The sequence below is a fragment of the Vicinamibacteria bacterium genome (assembly GCA_035570235.1).
Lineage (GTDB): Bacteria > Acidobacteriota > Vicinamibacteria > Fen-336 > Fen-336 > DATMML01.
The window spans coordinates 1-17,537 of sequence record DATMML010000120.1; the positions used below are offsets into that span (position 1 = coordinate 1).

A 17,537-nucleotide genomic window follows, 5' to 3' on the forward strand; every position below is an offset into this window, starting at 1 on the left:
GGCAGGCCGTGAGACATGCCGCGAAACAGAGCGATCCGATCCTGGTCGCCGCCCAGTGGAAGCTCCAGCACGGCCGATCTCAACCCTCGCCAGGCATGAAGGTCCGGAGCGTCCAGGGGCAGCGGCTCCAAAGCGAGTCTCGGAAGCCAACCCTCCCAGAGAGCGCCCGCCACGGCCAGGCAGACGAGCAGCCGGCTCCATCGGGGTCGACGCTCCGCGAAACGGGCCATGGTCAATGCCGCGGCCATGGACAGGCAGAGTGTCATCAGCATGGCGAAGCGCGCGGGCGCCCGCAGCTCGTCGAACCCGGGCACCAACAGAAGCCAGGCGTAGGGAGCTTTGTAGAGCACGGGCATCCCCAGCAGCTTCGGAGACGGGCCCAAGCTGAGCAGCCACATGGCGCCGGCGGCCGCCGCGTAGAAGCCGAAGGGCGAAGTTCGCCGGTAGGCGCCGCCGAAGCCTTCACTCGAGGCCGCGACAAAAAGCAAGGCCGCACATGCGAGTGACAAGGGCTTTTCCATGGCCCGAACCGAGATGAGGATGCCGCCGAGACTCACGCTCCAGGGGCCCAGGGTCACGGCGGTCAGGGCAATCAAAGCAAAGCCGGCCGCGAGTGCGGCCACCGCCAGGCGCAGCCTCCGGCACCCCGGTCTTGCCCCCGTTCGCCGCCGCCAGGCAGCCACGAGACCCCCGAGCACAATCAAGCTCAAGGTCATGCCCGGACAAATCTGGCTCTCGATCTGCGGCGGCTCGATGCCCAGGCCGGCCAGCAAAGGGGACCCCGCAACCGAGATCACGTCGGCGCTGAAAGCGCTGATCTCTCCCAGTCCACGTTTGAACCCATAGCGGGCGTGGATCTCGGTGTAACCTCGGAGAATCGGCAAGAGCGGGAGGGCCGCACAAAACCAGGCGGCCGCAATCCTGACCCCGAGTCGGACACTACCGGGGCGGATCACGAACCACGCAAGCCACAGCAGTAGCAATACCGACAAGTAGAGGAGGTAGTACCCGTTGCACAGTCCTTGCAACGCCCAGGCGGCCCCGAAGAGGGCCAGCCATCGGGAGAGCCTCGTGCGAAGAAACGCGTGGAGGCCGAGCAACGCCAGAGGCATCCAATAGGACGAGAGGATCTGCAGGTGGGCGAAGTGCGCGGCGCGATACGGCCCGAAGCCGAAGGTCAGTCCGGCTACGAGAGCAGCGTCGTGACGTCCCGTCAGCTCTACCCCCAACAGATGGGCAGACAGGGCCGAGAGCGGGAAGGAAAGGAGAAAGGCTAGGTTGTAGGCGAGAGACGGGGAGCCTCCGAGCCATTGAACGGGCGAGGTAATCGGGGCCAGTCCGAGCAAGTGCTCGGAAAAAGCCATGCATCCCGAGGCCGGATAGAACGAGGGGGCGTTCCACCAGGCTTCGGTCAGAGGTAACTGCTGGGCGTTCCACCATAGGATCCACGTGTTGAGGAGCGGGTCACCCAGGTCGTGGGGCAGGCTGGTCGACAACTCGAAGACAAGGGGGTATGTGAACGCAACCGTCAGCAACGAGTAGAGGGCGAAGGCGACGACGGCCGCCGACCAGCCTCGGGAGTGTGTTGTCCGCGGGCAAGGGTCCACGCCCCTCCCACGGCAAGGTCTGGTCCAGAACACCAAGGCAGGGTCGCGCCCGCGTCGATGGCCGCCCCGATCCCTTAGGACGCGCTATGACAACGGCTTGGCGCCAGACGGGCTTTGCGCGGAGCCCGCTTGGGTCACCTCGATTGCCGAAGACGGATCACCCTCAGCGTTCGGATTCCGTAGTCCGTTTCGATTTTCAGACGCTCCGCAAGAAGCGAACCGCCCCCTCGGCGCGGCATGGTTCGGTCGTCATCTGCACTCGCGCAGAAGAGCACGTTCGCCCCGGCCCTGGCGCGGACCATCCAAGGCTCAATCCGATGCCCTTGTGCGAATAGGGAGGGTGGGCGCCGCTTGTCGACGCGGAAAGGAAGCCCGGCGATTCAGCTCGTTCGCCGAATGTCGTGGGCAATACTTCCTTGCGTCGTCCGGGGGCCCCTGTGATCGAGCCAGGACTCCCCCCGAAGGAAGTGAGCGTACTCAACCCGCCTTCTCCGCTCCTACGGCCTTGACAAGGGAGACTCGGCTGCTCACCATGACCTGCGCCTCCCTCGCGGGATGGCTGCGATCCAGTCCGTGAAGTAGATTGGACCGCGCGAAGGCGGCTCAATCGTGTCGAACCAGAGGCCAGGAGAGACGTCAACGGCAAGCGGCGCCTAGCCCAGTGGGGTGCCCGGGGAGAGAAGGGTGGAGCCCATCACTATCACGGTCGGCGGCGTGGTCGGCCTCGGGGCCCTAACGTTCGCGATCAACCAGGTCCGCAACCGCTCCTTCACGCATGAGGTCCCAGTCTTCCGCGCCTCGCGCTGGACGAAGGGCAATTGGGCATGGCCGACGCAGGTGGCGGTGTTCTCCAACCGGGTCGTGCGCTGGACGCCGCGGCTGTTCGGCCATTTTGAGGAGACCATCGCGACCGACCAAGTCGCCTCGGTGAGCGTGGACGCCGGCATCGTCTTCGGCGACGTGATTATCGAGACGACCGGGGGCTCGCAGCCCATACGCTGCCATGGCCACCGTCGGCGCGACGCCGAGGAGATCCGCCGCCGGATCACCGAAGCCCAGGCTGGGCAGAGAAATCGCTAGCGCTCCCCCAGCGCTCCCTTCCCGCGACCTTACCGCCTCGCTGCCGAGGGGCTCGCCGTCGCTGCCGAGACCGCTGGGCTGCGGGGTTGGCCAGGAGGCTCAGAGGGCGATTCCGGAACGGCGGCTGGGTGGACCCCGATGGGGACGGCCCACCTCACATGCCGGTCGGCAACGAGCCTCCCCCCTCTAGTCTCGGACCGTTAGTCCCGGGCCTTCTGCACCGATGGGGCCGCGGCGATGCCTGGTTCCCGCCGGGGGAGACGCCCCTGAACAAGGGGGCGCACGAGAGCCATGAGGATCAGTACGAGACCGAAGGTACAGACCATCGTGGCGCCCGTGGGCAGGTCCAGCTTGACCGAGAGGTAGATTCCGAGGGCCGAGACCACGGTTCCCATGGTCCAGCCAATGGCAAGGCGCCGTCCGATCCGGTCCGCGTAGAGCATCGCCGCCACCGAAGGGACAATGAGATAGCAGAAGACCAGGAGAACCCCTGCGATGGCCACTGAAGACGTCACCACGAATCCAAACGAAGCGTAGAAGAGAAAGTCCCAGAACCGGATGTTCAGCCCCTCGGCTTCGGCTTTCTCGTTGTCGGTCGAGATCGTGAGGAACTGCCGGCGGAAGACGTAGTGGAAGGCCCCGACGGCTCCGTAAAGGAGCGCGGTCTTACCCACCTCGGGCCAGGACACGGCCAAGATGTTTCCAACCAGCATGTCTTTTAAGTGCTCGCTCTCAGAGGTGGCCTTGCTCATGGCCAAGATCGCCGCCGCCGAGGCCACCGCATAGGAGATGCCGATGATGGCTTCTTGAGGGATCCGGGCCCGGCGGACACGGATGGTGGCGAACACCGCGGCCCCGATGAAGGTGAAACCCAAGCTGAGCCAGTAGGTCGCGGCGCCGTGGGGATCGTGTCCCGTGAAGGGCAAGAGGAGCGCGATGGTGGCGCCCAATGCCGCAATCTGGGCGAGGGACAGGTCCACAAAGATCACCCCCCGCTCTACCACGTGGACTCCCAGATAGGCGTGAATCCCGGTGAGGATCAGACTGATGGCGAAGGGGGCGGCCAGAAATTGCAGGATCTCGAAGTCCATGGTTACCTACTTGCCCCCGTTGCCTTGATTGCCGAAACCAAGAGGTCGAGGTCGTAGTCGAAGAGCTTGATGTAATCGGTGACTTCCTTCACTCCCCCGACCGAGGGCGTCATGACCAGGACCTTCGCCCCCGTCTCCCGCCCTATGGATTCCGGGGTCTTGAGATCGAAGTAGGGCTCCACGAGAAGGATCTTGACGCCGAGTCGTTTCATTTCTTGGATCAGCTCCAAGGTATGGCTCGGCGACGGGGGTATGCCCGGACGCGGTTCCACGTAGCCCATTACCTCGAACCCAAACCGTTCGGCGAAGTTGGGCCAGGAACGGTGATAGGTCACGATCTTGAGCCCATGGTAGGGGGCCACCGTCGCATCCCACCGCCTCTCGGCCTCCGCCAGCCGCTTGTCGAAGTCCGCGTAACGCTCGGCGAAGTAGGGGGCGTCGGCAGGGCTGATCCGCGCAAGCTTGACCTGGATGGCCTGGGCTATCCTCCGACCATTGTCGGGGTCGAGCCAGTAGTGGGGATTGCCGAGGGGGTGTACGTCCCCCATGGCGCGCGTGATCTGGCCCGTGGGCATCTCGAGGATTCGCGCGGTCAGGGACGCGTCAAGATAGTACTCGGCACCGGGCCGGATGCGAGCGTTGCGGCTCTGATCGATGAGAGGAGGCAGCCAGCCGATCTCCAGCTCCCGACCGACGACCACGAGCAGATCGGCCTTGTTGAGCTTGAGGATGAAGCTCGGCTTGGCTTCAACGAAGTGCGGATCTTGATACCCCCTGCCGAGAGCATCGACCTTGACCTTGTCGCCGCCCACCTCCCGCGTGAGGGAGGCAAGGTCTTCCGTGCTGGCCACGACGTTGACGGTGGCTTCCAAACGGGCGCCGGCCAGGACCAGCAAGCCGAGAGGTACGAGTCCTACCAAGGAGTGACTGCGCATCGAGGCCTCGCTAAAAGGGATGGGCGCCGTGGGCGCCTATGGAGAACTGGAACTGGAAAAGGAGCTCGTTTGCGGTGCGTCCCTCGCCGAATTGCGTGTGCCGGAGTTGACCCCGGACTTGACTGAATTCACTGGGCCAATAGGTGATCAGGAAGGAACCACCCTTATCGGTGAGGGTGGGATCAGCAGCCCGATCGGAGTAGTCGTAGCGCGCTCCCGCGAACCACCTCCGCCCGAACTGGTACTCCAGGTAACCGTAGCCGCCGACTGCCCTCTGGACGGATCCCACGCTTTCCCGGCGGCTCCACACGAACTCCCCCCGGGCCAGGACGTGAGTATAGATGGCACGGCGAAGGGGCTTGTAGCGGAAGGTGGCGTCAACTCCGAAGAGCCGGGTGGTGGTGTCCGGGCCCACGCCGTTGTTCCCGCGGGCCACCGATCCCCCGAGGTCGATGTTGGAGGACTCGCTGAGGTCCTGATAGAGGCGGACGTGACCCAGGTAGGCCAAGTCACCGCGCTTGGGTGCTCGGAAGATATTCGACTCGCCCCGGTAGACCTGGCCCGTGGCCTCGAGGAAAACCCAGGGGTTCGGGATCAGCCTCGAGATCGAGATGCCGGCGTCGGCGAGACCGTCTTCGCCGCCCGCGAGGTTCTGAGTGACGAGGGGACGGTCCGTCCAGGGCAGCACGTGATTGTGCATGCCGTTCACCTTCCCGAATATGTCCCGCATCTTACCGACCTTCATCAGGAGCCCTCCGGGTAGGCTGGGGAACGTGAGGTAGGCCTCCTCGACCCCCACCGAATCCGGGCTGAAGGTCAGGAAGAAGTCCGCGCGGGCATAGGGGTCGACCACCGCTTGGAAGCCCAGTTCCGCCTCATGCATCTGGAGGGAGGGTTCGCCCCCGCCCGGGCTCTTTCCCACCGCGCCCAGGAAATCCCCGATCGCCGAGATGTCCGGATTGAAGACCTTCGAAGCGGCGGCGAGCCCGCCGTAGACGGGAAGGGCCCCCCCCTCGGAGCCGCCGGCCGCGCCGGCGGGAACCGCGGCTTGAGGCGGCGCCGCCGCTGTCGGGGCGGGCACGCCGGCGCCAGCCCCCGCCTCAGAAGCAGCGGGGGGTTGGGCCGCGGGGGCGACGGCCTGAAGTGCGTTCAGTCGGGCCTCGAGAGACGCGATCCGCTCCGAGTAGTCGCGGCGGAGGGCCTGGATCTCGCTCGTGAGGCGGTCCAGCTCTTCCCGGCTTGGCGGCGAAGGGGGAGGTGACTGGCAGCAGGCGGGATTCGGAGACAAGCCGACCAGAATCAGGGCCAGGAAGACTGGAAGAGCAACCGCATGCCGCATACACCCCTCCTCATTCATCGCCAGTCATCGCCGGGCGGCGCTCCCGCCCGCGGACGAGCCGCGACCCCCGGGGAACCGCGTATACGGCGCCCTCGCGAGACGCCTGCCGCAGGGGAGGACCATGGGACAAGTGCTCGCGCCCTCTCTCGAGGCCTCTTGTCGACAAGAGCGCCTTCCTCGGCGGTGCGCGGCGCCGCCCGCAACCCTGATCCCCAACAGGGCTGCCGGTGTGGCCGTGGCCAAGAAACAAAGGGTTCCCGGGAGCAGTCAGTGATTGCCTGAATGAAGGGCCCCTCGCGGACGGTCCTCTCGTGAACTCCCCGGGCTGCCGGTCCTCCGAAAGGAGGCGCTTCTGCCCGAGGAAACCGAACCCAACATCGCAGGATAGGCGACTCTGATCGAACCCGTCAAACAGGGGGGCTCGGGTCAGCCATACGAAACCCAACCCCCCGCCGGCGCGGCTGGCAAAGGGACGCCCGGCAATCGCTACGGAGCTCTGCCCTCAGGCCGGCGCCGTCGTCTCTGTACGCCCCTGGGGGAAATGGCAGGCCACGAGGTGGCCGGGCGAGACCTCAGTGAGTTTTGGCTCCGTCTCCGCGTCGCTGCAGATGGCGGGCTCGCCCTTGGCGTGATAGACCGGGCAGCGGTCTCGGAACCGGCAGCCGGCCTTGGGCCGATCACCCTCGGAGATCTCCCACCGTCCGGACGCCGGCGCCTGTGCCATCCGGAGGCCGGTGTAGGGGTCCACCGCTGCCCAGAGGAGCCGCGAGTAGGGATGCGCGGCTCCGTCGGCCAGCAAGCGAGCGGGCGCCATTTCCACCACCCGGCCCAAGTACATGACCATGACCCGGTGCGCGATGAGCTCCACCATCCTCAGGTCGTGGGAGATGAAAAGGTAGGTGAGCCTCAGGCTCTCCTGGAGGTCGCGCATGAGGTTAGCGACCTGGGCCGCGATGGACACGTCCAGGGCCGAGAGTGGCTCGTCGGCGACGATCAGCCGTGGCTCCACGGCAAGGACCCGGGCGATAGAGACCCGTCGTTTCTCCCCTCCCGAAAGCTCGGGCGGGAAGGCAGAGAGCTTTGCCGGTTTGAGCTTCACCAGGCCAAGGAGCTCCTCGGAGTGTCGGCGGACCTCGGGAGAGGACAGCTTCTTGTGGAGGGTCAGGGCCTCGGCCAAAAGGTCCCCCACCCGCATCTTGGGGTTTAGGGCGGCATCGAGGTCTTGGAAGATCATCTGCATGTCGCGTCGCTTCGCCCGGAGGGCGGCGCCGCCGAGGCCGAGGATCTCCTCTCCGCGGTAGCGGACGGAACCCGAAGTCGCCGGAATCACGCGCAGCACGGTCCGGCCTAGCGTGGTCTTGCCGCAACCGCTCTCCCCCACGATTCCCAGCGACTCACCCTCCGGGACGCTGAAGCTCACGCCGTCCACGGCGGCCACGTAGTCGTCGGGGCGGACCACGCCGAAGCGCCCGCGGCGATAGAAGAAGGTCCGGAGGTCGCGGACCTCGAGCAGGGCCTCCCCCACCCCTTCCCGACCGGGCGCGGAGCTCATGGCGCTGCCCCTCCCTCAGACGGATGACGTAGGTGGCGCCAGCACCGTACCCGGTGTCCGGGGACGGGCGCGTCCAGACCCGGCTCCTCAGCGTCGCAGAGATGCTCGCGCCCCGGAGGCTTCATCCCGCAGCGATCGGCGAACTGGCAACCCGCGGGAAGGCGGGAGAGGTCCGGCACGTCACCTTCGATGGTCCCCAGTCTCCTCTTCTCCCGAATATCCCCCGCGCTCGGGATGGCATAGAGGAGGCCATGCGTGTAGGGATGCTTGATCTCGTAGCGGCCGTTGAGGACGTCCGGGGCCGGTCCCTCCTCCACCACTCGCCCGGCGTACATCACCGCCACCCGGTCGGCGAGGCGGCGGGCCACCCCCATGTCGTGGGTAATGACGATCGTGGTGGTCTTGAGCGTGGCTTTCATCTCCTCCATCAGGTCCAAGACGCGGCTCTGGATCGTGGCGTCGAGGCCGGTGGTGGGCTCGTCGGCGATGAGGACGGCGGGGCGGGCGGCCAGGGCCATGGCGATCATGACCCGCTGACACATCCCTCCCGAGAGGTTGTGTGGGTAGTCCCCGAGGCGTTTGGCGGGGGCGTCGAGGTGGACCTTGGCCAGCCACGCCCGCGCCTCTGCGACGGCCTCCCCCGCCGAGAGCTCGGGCGATCGGCGCCGGATCACCTCGCTCACCTGCTGGCCGACCGTGAAGTAGGGGTGCAGAGCGTTGCGCGGGTTCTGGAAGATCATGGCGAAATCGCGCCCCCGCCGCTCGCGCATCCCGGCCTCGTGCCACTTCAGCCAGCGTCGGTTGTCCTTTTCCACGCCCACCGGTGGTCCCGGCGTAAAACGGGCGAAACGCTCCAGTCCCTCCAGAAGGTTGACCGGGTCTTCGTGGCCGGGCGGGCGGTACCAGATCCGCCCTGACACCACCCCCGGCGCGGCGGTCACGAGGCCCATGACGGAGAGCACGGTGACGCTCTTTCCCGATCCCGATTCCCCCACCAGGACGAGGGTCTCGCCTTCCTTGACCGCGAGCCTCACCCCGTCGACGGCGCGCAGGAAGCGGCCCCGGGTGGGGAGATAGAAGTACGTCCGAAGGTCCCGCACGAAGAGGACCGCCCCCTCTCCCTCTCGGCGGGCGGGACGAGGGCGGGCTGGAGTCGCTTCTGCCATCTACGCTCCGCTGGCCTCCAGGCGTTCCAGCAGGGCGTCGCCCAGCAGATGAAAGCCCAAAACGGTGAGGAGAATAGCTCCGGCGGGAACCGTGGAGAGCCAGAGCTCCCCCCGGAAGAAATAGTCCTTGCCCAGAGCGACCATGTTGCCCCATGAGGGAGTCGGCTCTTGCACCCCAAAGCCCAGGTAGGAGAGCGAGGTTTCAATGAGAATGGCTTCTCCCATCCCGATCGTGGCCTGGATGAGGACCAGACCCCTTCCATGGAGCCAGAGAACGTGTTTGAGGATGACCCGGGAGGGGGGCAAGCCCAGGGCAATGGCCGCCTCGATGTAGCTCTTCCGCCGGAGGACCGCGATCCGGGCCCGGAGCAACTCCGCGGCGGCGGGGATGTTCGTAATTCCCACCACGAGAAGAATCAAGTAGATGTCGGCACGGAAAAGGGCGACGACGAGAAGGATGAGCACGAGCTTGGGAAGGGACTCCAGGAGCTGCAACAGCAAACCCACGACCGTATCGAAGCGCGCCGGCCAGAAGCCGGCCAGCACCCCGAGGAGCGATCCGAAGAGGAGGCTCACGGAGACGGAGAGAAGCCCGGGCAAGAAGAAAGCCTGGGTCCCCACCATGATGCGCGACAGGAGGTCGCGGCCCACAAAGTCCGTCCCGAGCAGGTGGGCGGCGCTGGGGAGGGCATTCACCGCCCCCAGATCCATCGCGTCGGGATCGTGGGGCAGGACCTTCAGGACTGAAGCAACGTAGACGCCCACGACCAGGGTCGCCATGCCCGTCCCGAACACGGTGGCCACGGTTCGATGAAGGGGCCAGGATCGGACCCGTTGCCAGGCCGAGGGCTCCAGGGCGAGCTCCAGGAAGCGGCTCATGCCCTCCGCACCCCCCACCCCCCCAGTACTTGGCTCACATTGCCCCTTAGTCCGCGAGCTGGGGGTTGACCGCTACCTGCACCGCCTCCTTGATGATGTGGCCGGTCCGCACGATCAGGGCGGCCAGAAGCGTCACCCCGAGGAGGGTCGGGTAGTCGCGGTCGGACGCCGCCTGCCACGTGAGGCGTCCCATGCCCGGCCAGTTGAAGACCTGCTCCACCACGATGGCCCCCCCGAGCACATAGGGGATCTTGTTGGCCAGAAGGGAGGAGAGGGGCATGACGAAACCGTCTTTGTAAAGATGACGCCAGAGGCTAGCGCCCTTGGCGCGTGCCGTCCGGATGTAGTCCTCTCCCAGCACGCCTTGGAGATGGGTCCGGAGGTGCCGCGTCACCTCGGAGACGGTGCCGTTTCCGAGCCCCAGCACGACCACGGGGACAAGAAAAAACGCCCAGTTCCCGGGGGGGGCCCCCGCCCCCATCATCAGGGGCAGCACGTGGAAGCGGGTGGTGGCGAGATAGATCGCGAGGTACCCCAGCCAGAACACGGGCAGCCCGGACAGGACATAGCCGAGGGCGGTGAGACCGGAAGCCCACAGGGGGTGGCGCCCCATGGCGACGAGGTAGGCGGTGACGGCCGCGAAGAGGAGGGTCAGGGTCATGGCGCTCCCCGCGAGGAGGAGGGTGCGCCAGCCCGTCCGCCACAGCTCGAGCGTGACCGGGCGTCCGCTGCGCAGGGAGTGTCCCAGATCCCCCTGGACCAAGCGGCTGAGCCAGACTCCGTAGCGCACGGGCAGGCTCCGATCGAGGCCCAACTCGTGGCGTACGGCTTCGACCTCCGGCGGGGAGAGGTTCTGGACGTTGACGTAGAGCGCCACCGGGTCCCCGGGAGCCAGGTTCAAGAGGACGAACATGGCCATGGTCACGAGCAGGAAGAGGACCGCCGTCCGCGTCCCCTCGCGCAGCAACGCCCGTCTGATCCGCTTCAGCACCCGAGTCCTCCGCTCGGAGGGGGCCCCTCCCGAGCGTGGCGCCTCATTGCTCCTTTTTCGCTATGTACCAGGTGTCTGCGAAGGTGAACAGCTTGAAGGGATGCAGCTCCACGTGGCGGACCTTCTTGTGGATGGCCGCGTAGTTGGTCAGGGTCCAGAGGAACGTGTAGGGCTGCTCGTCGGACAGGAGGGCGTGCAGCCGCTGGTTGATGGTGCGCTGCTTCTCCCGGTCCAGCGTGGTCTTGGCCTCCACGATCATCGCATCGATCTCCGGGTTCGAGTAGCCCACGAAGTTGTTCCGCCAAGCTCCCGTCTCCCCCGAGTGGAAGAGGGTCGAGATGTCCGCGGAGTCATCGAAGGCCCAGTTGGCGATGACCATGTCGAAGTCGTGGTCCACGAAGACGTCTTGCTTCCAGGCCTGCCACTCCCGGAACTCAAGGTTGATCTTGATCCCCACCTGCTTCAAGTAGTTCTGGAAGGCCAGGGCCACGCGCTTGACGGTCTCGTTCTCCTTCTCGATGGGGATCTTGAGGGTGAACTGGAGCGGCTTTCCCTCATCGGTCTGGAGGTAGCCGTCGGAGCCCGTCTTGGAGTACCCGGCCTGGGCGAGAAGCTCCTTGGCCCGGGCGGGATTGAAGGGGACGGGCTTGACGTCCAGGTTGTAGGCCCAGCTTCCGGGCGCGAAGGGACCCGAGATCAGGGCTCCGCGTCCAGAGTAGAACGAATCGAGCATTTCTTGGCGGTTGGTTGCGAAGGTGATGGCCTGGCGCACCTCCTTCTTCGCCAGGTGCGGGTTTCGGTAGTTGTGACCGAAAAAGGCGTAGGAGAGGGCGTTGTAAGGATAGAGGTTGAATCGTTTGTCTCCCTGAATCTGGGCGATATCCCGCGAGTTCACCTCGACTACCATGTCCGCGGAGTTGAAGAGCAGGGCCTGGGTGAGAACGTTCTTGTCCGCGAAGGGCTTCAGGATGACGCGGTCGAGGTGGGGGCGGCCCTTGTAGTAGGAGGGGTTGGCCTCCATCACCACATCGCCCTCGTCCGTGAGCTGGCTGAGCTGGAAGGGGCCGGTTCCCACGGGGTTCTGGACGAAGGGATCGTCGCGGGACAGGAAATCGGGGTTCTTGAGGGCGAAGGTCGGCACCACCTTGAAGGAGAGCCGACCCAGCGCGTTCACGATCGGCCGCTTCAGCGTTATCTCCACCGTCTGGGCATCGAGCTTGCGGGCCTCGGCCACGAGCTCGTACGCGGCCTTCAGGGGCGTGAGGGTCTTCGGTTGGCGGATCACCTCCAGGCTCCCGACCACATCATCCGCGGTCACGGTCCGGTCCCCCACCCCCGCCTTCGAGTGCCACTTCACGTCGCTCCGCAGCGTGAAGGTGTAGACCCGGTTGTCCGGGGACACGCTCCACTTCTCCGCCAGATCGGGCACCACCTCGTTCTTGGGGGAGAAGCTCACGAGGCCGTTGAACAGCAGCTCGGTGAGACGAAGCCCGACCATGTCATTGGTCGTGATGGGGTCCAGAGTGGCCGGACGCCCGTACTCCCCGTAGACGAGCTTTCCCCCATCGGGGAAGCCGTCGTCGCGGCCGCCCGCGATCCCGGAGGCGGAAAGAGCAAGGAGTCCAGCCACGACGCCGGCGACCATTGCGCACTTCATAGACACCTCCACGTACCAGTGCTCACTGGCTGATTCGGGCCTCGCCGCCGGCCCTTTGCCGCGCGGCATAGATCCCCTGCAAATTCCACTGGAGCGGCCGCAGCCCGGGGAACGTCTTTGAAAGCTCGAACAGGGTCTCCAGTGACTGGGGGTACTCGTGATCGCGATAGCTCGTGGCGGCGAGGGCCACGAGCAGGAGGGGGTCGTTCCATTCCAGCTTGTTCTTGTTGGACTTGTCGCGGTGCTCGGAGAGGGCGGCCAGGAGGACCGCCGGATCGTCGCCTTGGCGCAAGCGGGCCAGACCCCACTTCCCCACCAGGGAGCCGGGCGGGCGTTCGGGGGAGGCGGCCAGCAGGTCCCGCAGCCGCGCCTCGAGCTTGGAAGCGAAGGGCTCGACCTTCGACACATCCCCGCGCTTGAGCTCGGCCCACAGCAGAACCGCCTCCGGCTCGGAACGGGTGTTTTCCCAGAGGGGCGCCAGCTCGGTGGCGGGCGGAGGGTGGCCGCTCCAGGCCAGCGCGGCGAGCAGGACGTGCGCGGCCGCCTCCAGATCGGGGCTCGGCGAAGACCCGCTCGCCTCTTTCAGGAACGTCGCCGCCTCGCCAAGGGCACCGAGATGAAAAAGACTCAACCCCGCGTAGTAGGCGGCCAGGCCTCTTTCGATACCGGCTCCCCCCACGGCCAGGGGCTTCAACGCCACCACCGCCCGTTCCCAGCAAACGCGCTCCCAGGCGACGGCGAGCAGCGGATCATGAAAACGCAGGACCTTTTTCGGATCGGCGTTCTCCTCCACGTCGGGGGAATCGAGGATGAGCCCGGAGAGAAGTGCCTCCGCCTCCGTCGCCCGGCCGGCCCGGTAGAGGACGGCGGCCAGCAGGAGCTTGTCCTTGCGACCCTCCCGGGGGGGGCCCGACTGCGGCTCGGCCACACCGCTCGAGAGCAGTCGGCAGAATCGGCTCTCCGGAGCCTGGTCCTGGAGCGCGGCCGCGGCCTCCGGGGCGCGACCCAGGCGATGGAGGGCGAGGGCCCGCCGGAAGCGGGCGGTGGCCTTCCATTCCGGAGGAAGGGGGGACTGGGCGGCGGCCAGTAGCTGCCGCTCGGCCTCGCCGTTTCGCTCGACTTCGATCTGATACAGCCCCTTGAAAAGCGGGATCCAAACTACGCTCCGATTCGCCTTGGCCGCCTCGAGCTCCTCCAGGTAGGCCAGCCCCACCTCGCTTCCGAAGCGGCGCAGGCCGCGGTAGAACTCGGCCTCCCGCACGTAGGACCGCCCGATGAGGAAGGTCGCTGCGGGACGGTCCTTCTCGGGGATCACGCCCCACTGGGAGCGGAGTTGACCCCGGGCCTCCTCCCAGTGGTTCTGCCGGAAGAGCTCCTGCGCCCCTTCGAGGCCCGGCTTGGCCGCGGCCTCCGCCACCACGGGCGAGACCGCCAAGAGGAGGACGCCGAAATGCCGTTTCCTCAAGGCGTTCGCACCAGCGAGGCTACGAAGATGTCATCCCAGCTCGCGACTTGGGCCCGAAACGCCAGCAGGCCGGTACGGGAGCAGGTCAGGTCGTGGTTCATGCGCGTCTGGGTCTCGAGCCGCAGCTCCTCGCGGGTCTCCGTATCCACGATGTAGATCGGATTCCATTCCGCCTTGAGGTTTCGGGCGTAGACGATGGTTCGCCCCCAGGGGAGCCAGGCCGGGCCCACCTCGAGATCGGTCACCACGTTGACCGCAACCACGAGCTTGGCCAGGGCCGCGCCCTTGGTAGGACCGGTGCCGTCCGCGGGGACGGCCACGATCGACCACTCCTTCTCCTCGCCGATGGGGCTGTAGTTCGAGTAGAAGGCCACCAGGCCTCCGTCCGGCGAGAAGGTAGGGCGCAGGTCGTCGTACTTCCAAGCGCTGAGTTGCCGCGCCGTCGCGGAGGATGCGAGCGCATCAATGATGAAGACGTCGTGGTTGTCGTTGTCTCCGGAGGTGTAGGCAACGAACCGCGAGTCCGGTGACCAGGTGGGATAAAGGTCCACCTTGTCCCCCGTGGTCAGCTGCCGCTCGGCGCCGGTGGTAAGGTCCCGGAGGAACAGCTTGCCGATGCCCGCGCGGGCAGAGACGTAGACCAGCCAACGCCCGTCCGGCGAGACCGCGGGGTGACCGTCCTCCTTCGACTGGGCGGTCAGGGCCTTCGGAGGCGCTCCCCCCAGCGCCCCCTCATAGAGCCGGTAGATCCCGGTTCCGGCGTTTCCTGTGAACACGAAGCTCTTGGCGTCGGGGTAGAAGGAGATCTGGGCGTTGAAGGAGTCATCGGACCGGCTCCCGCCGAGAAGCGCCTCCTCCGCGGTAGCCGCCGCCCTCGCCGGTTGCGAACTGATGCGCTCCACCGCCCCTCCGGGGGCCAGGGTGTCCACCACAAAGATGGCCTGGGCGGAGCCGTTCCTGCGCTCGAAGCTCAGGTAGCGCCCGTTGGGGGAGAACCGGGGGTTCCACTCGTTCTGATCCGGGGTGGCGGTTACGTTCCGGGGCAAAACCTGACGCGGGATGGTGGTCAGGGTCCGGGAGAGAACCCCGAGGCCGGGCGTGCCCCCCGCGTCGTCGGGGCGCGGCCCCGCTGGGCGGCCCCCCCAGACGGCGGACGCCGCGGAAATGCCGCCCAGCCACAGCCCGAGTCCGACCAGCGCCGGAAGGAACCGGGACCGGTTCACTCCACCTCCTTGAGCTTCCTTCGGACCTCCTCGTAGTAGTGCTCCGCGCCCGCACGGGCCTGCTTGACGTCCTCGTGGCTCTGGAGCGAGGCGGGGAAGAAGTCGAAGTACTCTTTCCACCGCGCCGACGTCTCCTGAAGCAGGCCCTCCTCCCCGCGGGCGTGGTAGAGCTTGTGGGAGGCCAAGGCGAGAAAGTACAGGGTGTCGTGGGTGGCTTGATCGTGCTTGTCCTGGGGGAAGAACCGCTTGTTGCTGCGGGCGATGAGCAACTCATCGATGGCTTTCTGGTAACCCTCCGGTGTCCCCAGCAGGTAGTAGGCCCGGCCCAGGTTAAGGAACGTCACTGCGAAGCGCTTGTTGACCAGCTCCCGGTTCTCGGGGAGATCCAGGACCTTCTGGTACTCGGCGATGGCCTTGGTGGGGTCCTGCTTTTCGTCCAGGTAGATGCCGGCCAGCCGGTGATGCGCGGCCGAGTAATCCGGGTGCCCGGGCTGCACCTGGGCGAGGAGCGCGATGGCCCCCTCGACGTCCCCCTTCTGGATGAGGGCATCGCTCTGCGACAGCACGTTCTTCTGGAGGGTGATGCGGCGGGAGCCCGTGTAGTCCTCCTCGAGGCCTTTGAACTCCATGACCTTGTCGTACGTGCGCCACTCCTCCCCCGCCACCTCCAGCTTGACCCGATGGAAGCCCAGGAGAACGTCGGTCTCCAGGGGGGTCATGCCAACCTCGGCGTCGTCCACCAGAACGCGCGCCCCGGAGGGTTGGGATTCCATCTTCAAGCGCGCCAAGGTCTGGGGCAGCAGGACCGTCTTCTCCTCCGGGGCGGGGCCCACCTTAATCTCCTCCTGATAGGGTTTGATCCCTCCTCGGACAAAGAGGAACACGTGCTTCTCCCCCGACCCGACCGGAACCCGGATTTCCCCCGTGGCCGACGTCACGCCGACCCAGGTACCGTCCCGGTACACGCTGACATCAGCAAAGGGCCGCTCCGAGCCCTCCCTCCCGGCCTTGACCGTGAGCGCCACCGCGGAGTCGAAGGCCGCCTCCGCCGCGCGGGGAAGCAGGATTGCGGTGTCCCCCACCACCGGCGGCTGCGCACCCTTCTGCAGCTCCACGCGGGAGAACTCCGGGTCCACCCGCCGCACCACCGCACGTCCGAGGGGAGCGAGCTTGGGCGGTAGGCTGCCGTCCCAGTGATAGAGGGCCACGGCATGGCCTTTGTTCACGCGACGGTCCTTCCCTGAGCCCAGGCTGGTGATGACGCGCCCTTCCTCGAAGCCCACGACGTGGCCTTCGAAGGGAAAGACTTCCAGAATCTTGGAGGAGACGGCCTCCGCCAGGGCCTTGATGCGCGAGGGCTTGCCCACCTCCGCGAAGCCCCCGATTGGGCGGCCCTTGACCCAGGCCATCTTCACCGAGAGCAGGAGACCCGCCTCGGAGCGGGTCACGAGGACGGAGACCACGGCGTCGGCCGTCTTCTCGCTCTCCGCCTTCTCGAAGCAAGCGTGCGAGAACAGCTGGTCCGAAAGCTTGTCTCCAATCTCCGGCAGGGAGGCATCGATCTCGGCGTCCCCCGGACTCCCGCTCTTGGGCGGAAGAAGCGCGATACGGTACACGGGCGCCTCGCGGGGAACCAGGGCAACGACAATCTGGGCCGCCTTTCGAGGGGGAACTTTAGCCGTGGCGGGCTGGGGCAGGAAGCCGTCCTTCTTCACCTCCAGATCCCCCTCCTTGTCGGGGGCCTGGTATTTCAGGGTACCGGCCGCATCCGTCTTGCCGATGGGCTTCCCTCCCAGGACCACGTCGGCCCCCGGTACGGGAACCGGGCGTTCCATGGCCTCGTACGCCACCAGGATCTTTCCGTAGACGGCCCCGATCTTCACCAGGGGGACGACAAACGTCTCCCCCGCGCGGAGGGAGGCCGTCTGCTCAAAGGGCTGGAAATCCTTCAGTCTCACGGAGACCTTCGCCGAGCGAGACATGCTCGTCCCCAAGTCCACGCTCACGTGACCACTGGGGTCCAGCTTCGCCGGCTTTCCGTCGATCCGGATGTCCGCCCCCGTCGCGGGTGCACCCCCCGACTGGAGGTCGATCGTGGCCGCGAGGGCCGCGGGCTCGAGCTTCGCCTCGATCGAATATTCTCGCGTCTCCGGCCGGTCATCCTCCCACTTGCGCACCACTACCGTCTGTCGCCAGGGCTTGAATTGCATCCCCGGACGGTCGAGGGCGGCGGAGAGGGCGACCTCCTCTCCGACCTCCTTGGTAAACGTGAAGGAGAGCCTCCCCTCCGCGTCGGTCTGGCCCTGGACCTTCCCCAGGGCCTCCACGGAGACCCCGGGCAGGGCATCGCCCTGCGGCGTGACGGCCTTGAACTTGAGGGTGAGAGTCGGAGGCTCCTTCCGACACCCCGACCCGGCCAGGCCGAGAGCCAAGACCAACGCCGCCGCACCGGCCACGCGCATCCAATTCTTCATGGAGTGACCCCTCTCTTCGGGACCATAGGACCGTCAGCGACCTCCTACCCGGGGTCGAGAACGACTCGGCCTCACGGG

Annotated in this window: 13 protein-coding genes; 1 reads left to right on the forward strand and 12 read right to left on the reverse strand. The window is 66.5% G+C overall.

The genetic code is table 11. The features are described 5' to 3' along the window. The coding region (locus tag VN461_21320; GenBank protein ID HXB57318.1) for a hypothetical protein at positions 1–1,607 on the reverse strand (1,607 nt) is incomplete at its 3' end. Between the two features lie 684 nt (positions 1,608–2,291). On the opposite strand from VN461_21320, the gene VN461_21325 reads away from it, so the two are divergent. Beyond that, positions 2,292–2,687: a hypothetical protein gene (locus VN461_21325; protein HXB57319.1), complete on the forward strand. Its 396-nt coding sequence runs from the start codon at positions 2,292–2,294 to the stop codon at positions 2,685–2,687. A 200-nt stretch (positions 2,688–2,887) separates the two neighbouring features. Here VN461_21325 and VN461_21330 read toward each other — a convergent pair whose 3' ends face one another. From VN461_21330 to VN461_21380, 11 genes are all read right to left on the reverse strand, one after another. After that, positions 2,888–3,778 (reverse strand): metal ABC transporter permease, encoded by an 891-nt coding sequence (locus VN461_21330; GenBank protein HXB57320.1) that lies wholly within the window; start codon positions 3,776–3,778, stop codon positions 2,888–2,890. A 2-nt stretch (positions 3,779–3,780) separates the two neighbouring features. Next, positions 3,781–4,713 carry a metal ABC transporter substrate-binding protein gene (locus VN461_21335; protein ID HXB57321.1) on the reverse strand — a complete coding sequence of 311 codons (933 nt, stop codon included), beginning with the start codon at positions 4,711–4,713 and terminating at the stop codon, positions 3,781–3,783. A gap of 10 nt (positions 4,714–4,723) precedes the next feature. Continuing rightward, positions 4,724–6,052: a hypothetical protein gene (locus tag VN461_21340; protein ID HXB57322.1), complete on the reverse strand. Its 1,329-nt coding sequence runs from the start codon at positions 6,050–6,052 to the stop codon at positions 4,724–4,726. Positions 6,053–6,554: 502 nt separating this feature from the next. Then, positions 6,555–7,604 carry an ABC transporter ATP-binding protein gene (locus tag VN461_21345; GenBank protein ID HXB57323.1) on the reverse strand — a complete coding sequence of 350 codons (1,050 nt, stop codon included), beginning with the start codon at positions 7,602–7,604 and terminating at the stop codon, positions 6,555–6,557. Then, on the reverse strand, positions 7,601–8,770 hold the full coding sequence (locus tag VN461_21350) for an ABC transporter ATP-binding protein (GenBank protein ID HXB57324.1): 1,170 nt from the start codon (positions 8,768–8,770) through the stop codon (positions 7,601–7,603). Before VN461_21350 ends, VN461_21345 begins: the two co-directional genes overlap by 4 nt. After that, on the reverse strand, positions 8,771–9,649 hold the full coding sequence (locus tag VN461_21355) for an ABC transporter permease (protein ID HXB57325.1): 879 nt from the start codon (positions 9,647–9,649) through the stop codon (positions 8,771–8,773). A gap of 46 nt (positions 9,650–9,695) precedes the next feature. Further along, on the reverse strand, positions 9,696–10,640 hold the full coding sequence (locus tag VN461_21360) for an ABC transporter permease (GenBank protein ID HXB57326.1): 945 nt from the start codon (positions 10,638–10,640) through the stop codon (positions 9,696–9,698). Positions 10,641–10,683: 43 nt separating this feature from the next. Beyond that, positions 10,684–12,297, reverse strand: a complete 1,614-nt coding sequence (locus tag VN461_21365; GenBank protein ID HXB57327.1) for an ABC transporter substrate-binding protein — start codon at positions 12,295–12,297, stop codon at positions 10,684–10,686. 22 nt (positions 12,298–12,319) lie between these two features. Then, a complete protein-coding gene (locus VN461_21370) occupies positions 12,320–13,762 on the reverse strand; it encodes a hypothetical protein (protein HXB57328.1) in 1,443 nt (480 codons plus the stop codon). Further along, positions 13,759–14,985, reverse strand: a complete 1,227-nt coding sequence (locus VN461_21375) for a hypothetical protein (protein ID HXB57329.1) — start codon at positions 14,983–14,985, stop codon at positions 13,759–13,761. Before VN461_21375 ends, VN461_21370 begins: the two co-directional genes overlap by 4 nt. After that, positions 14,982–17,459 (reverse strand): PEGA domain-containing protein, encoded by a 2,478-nt coding sequence (locus VN461_21380; GenBank protein ID HXB57330.1) that lies wholly within the window; start codon positions 17,457–17,459, stop codon positions 14,982–14,984. Before VN461_21380 ends, VN461_21375 begins: the two co-directional genes overlap by 4 nt. Positions 17,460–17,537: the final 78 nt, after the last annotated feature.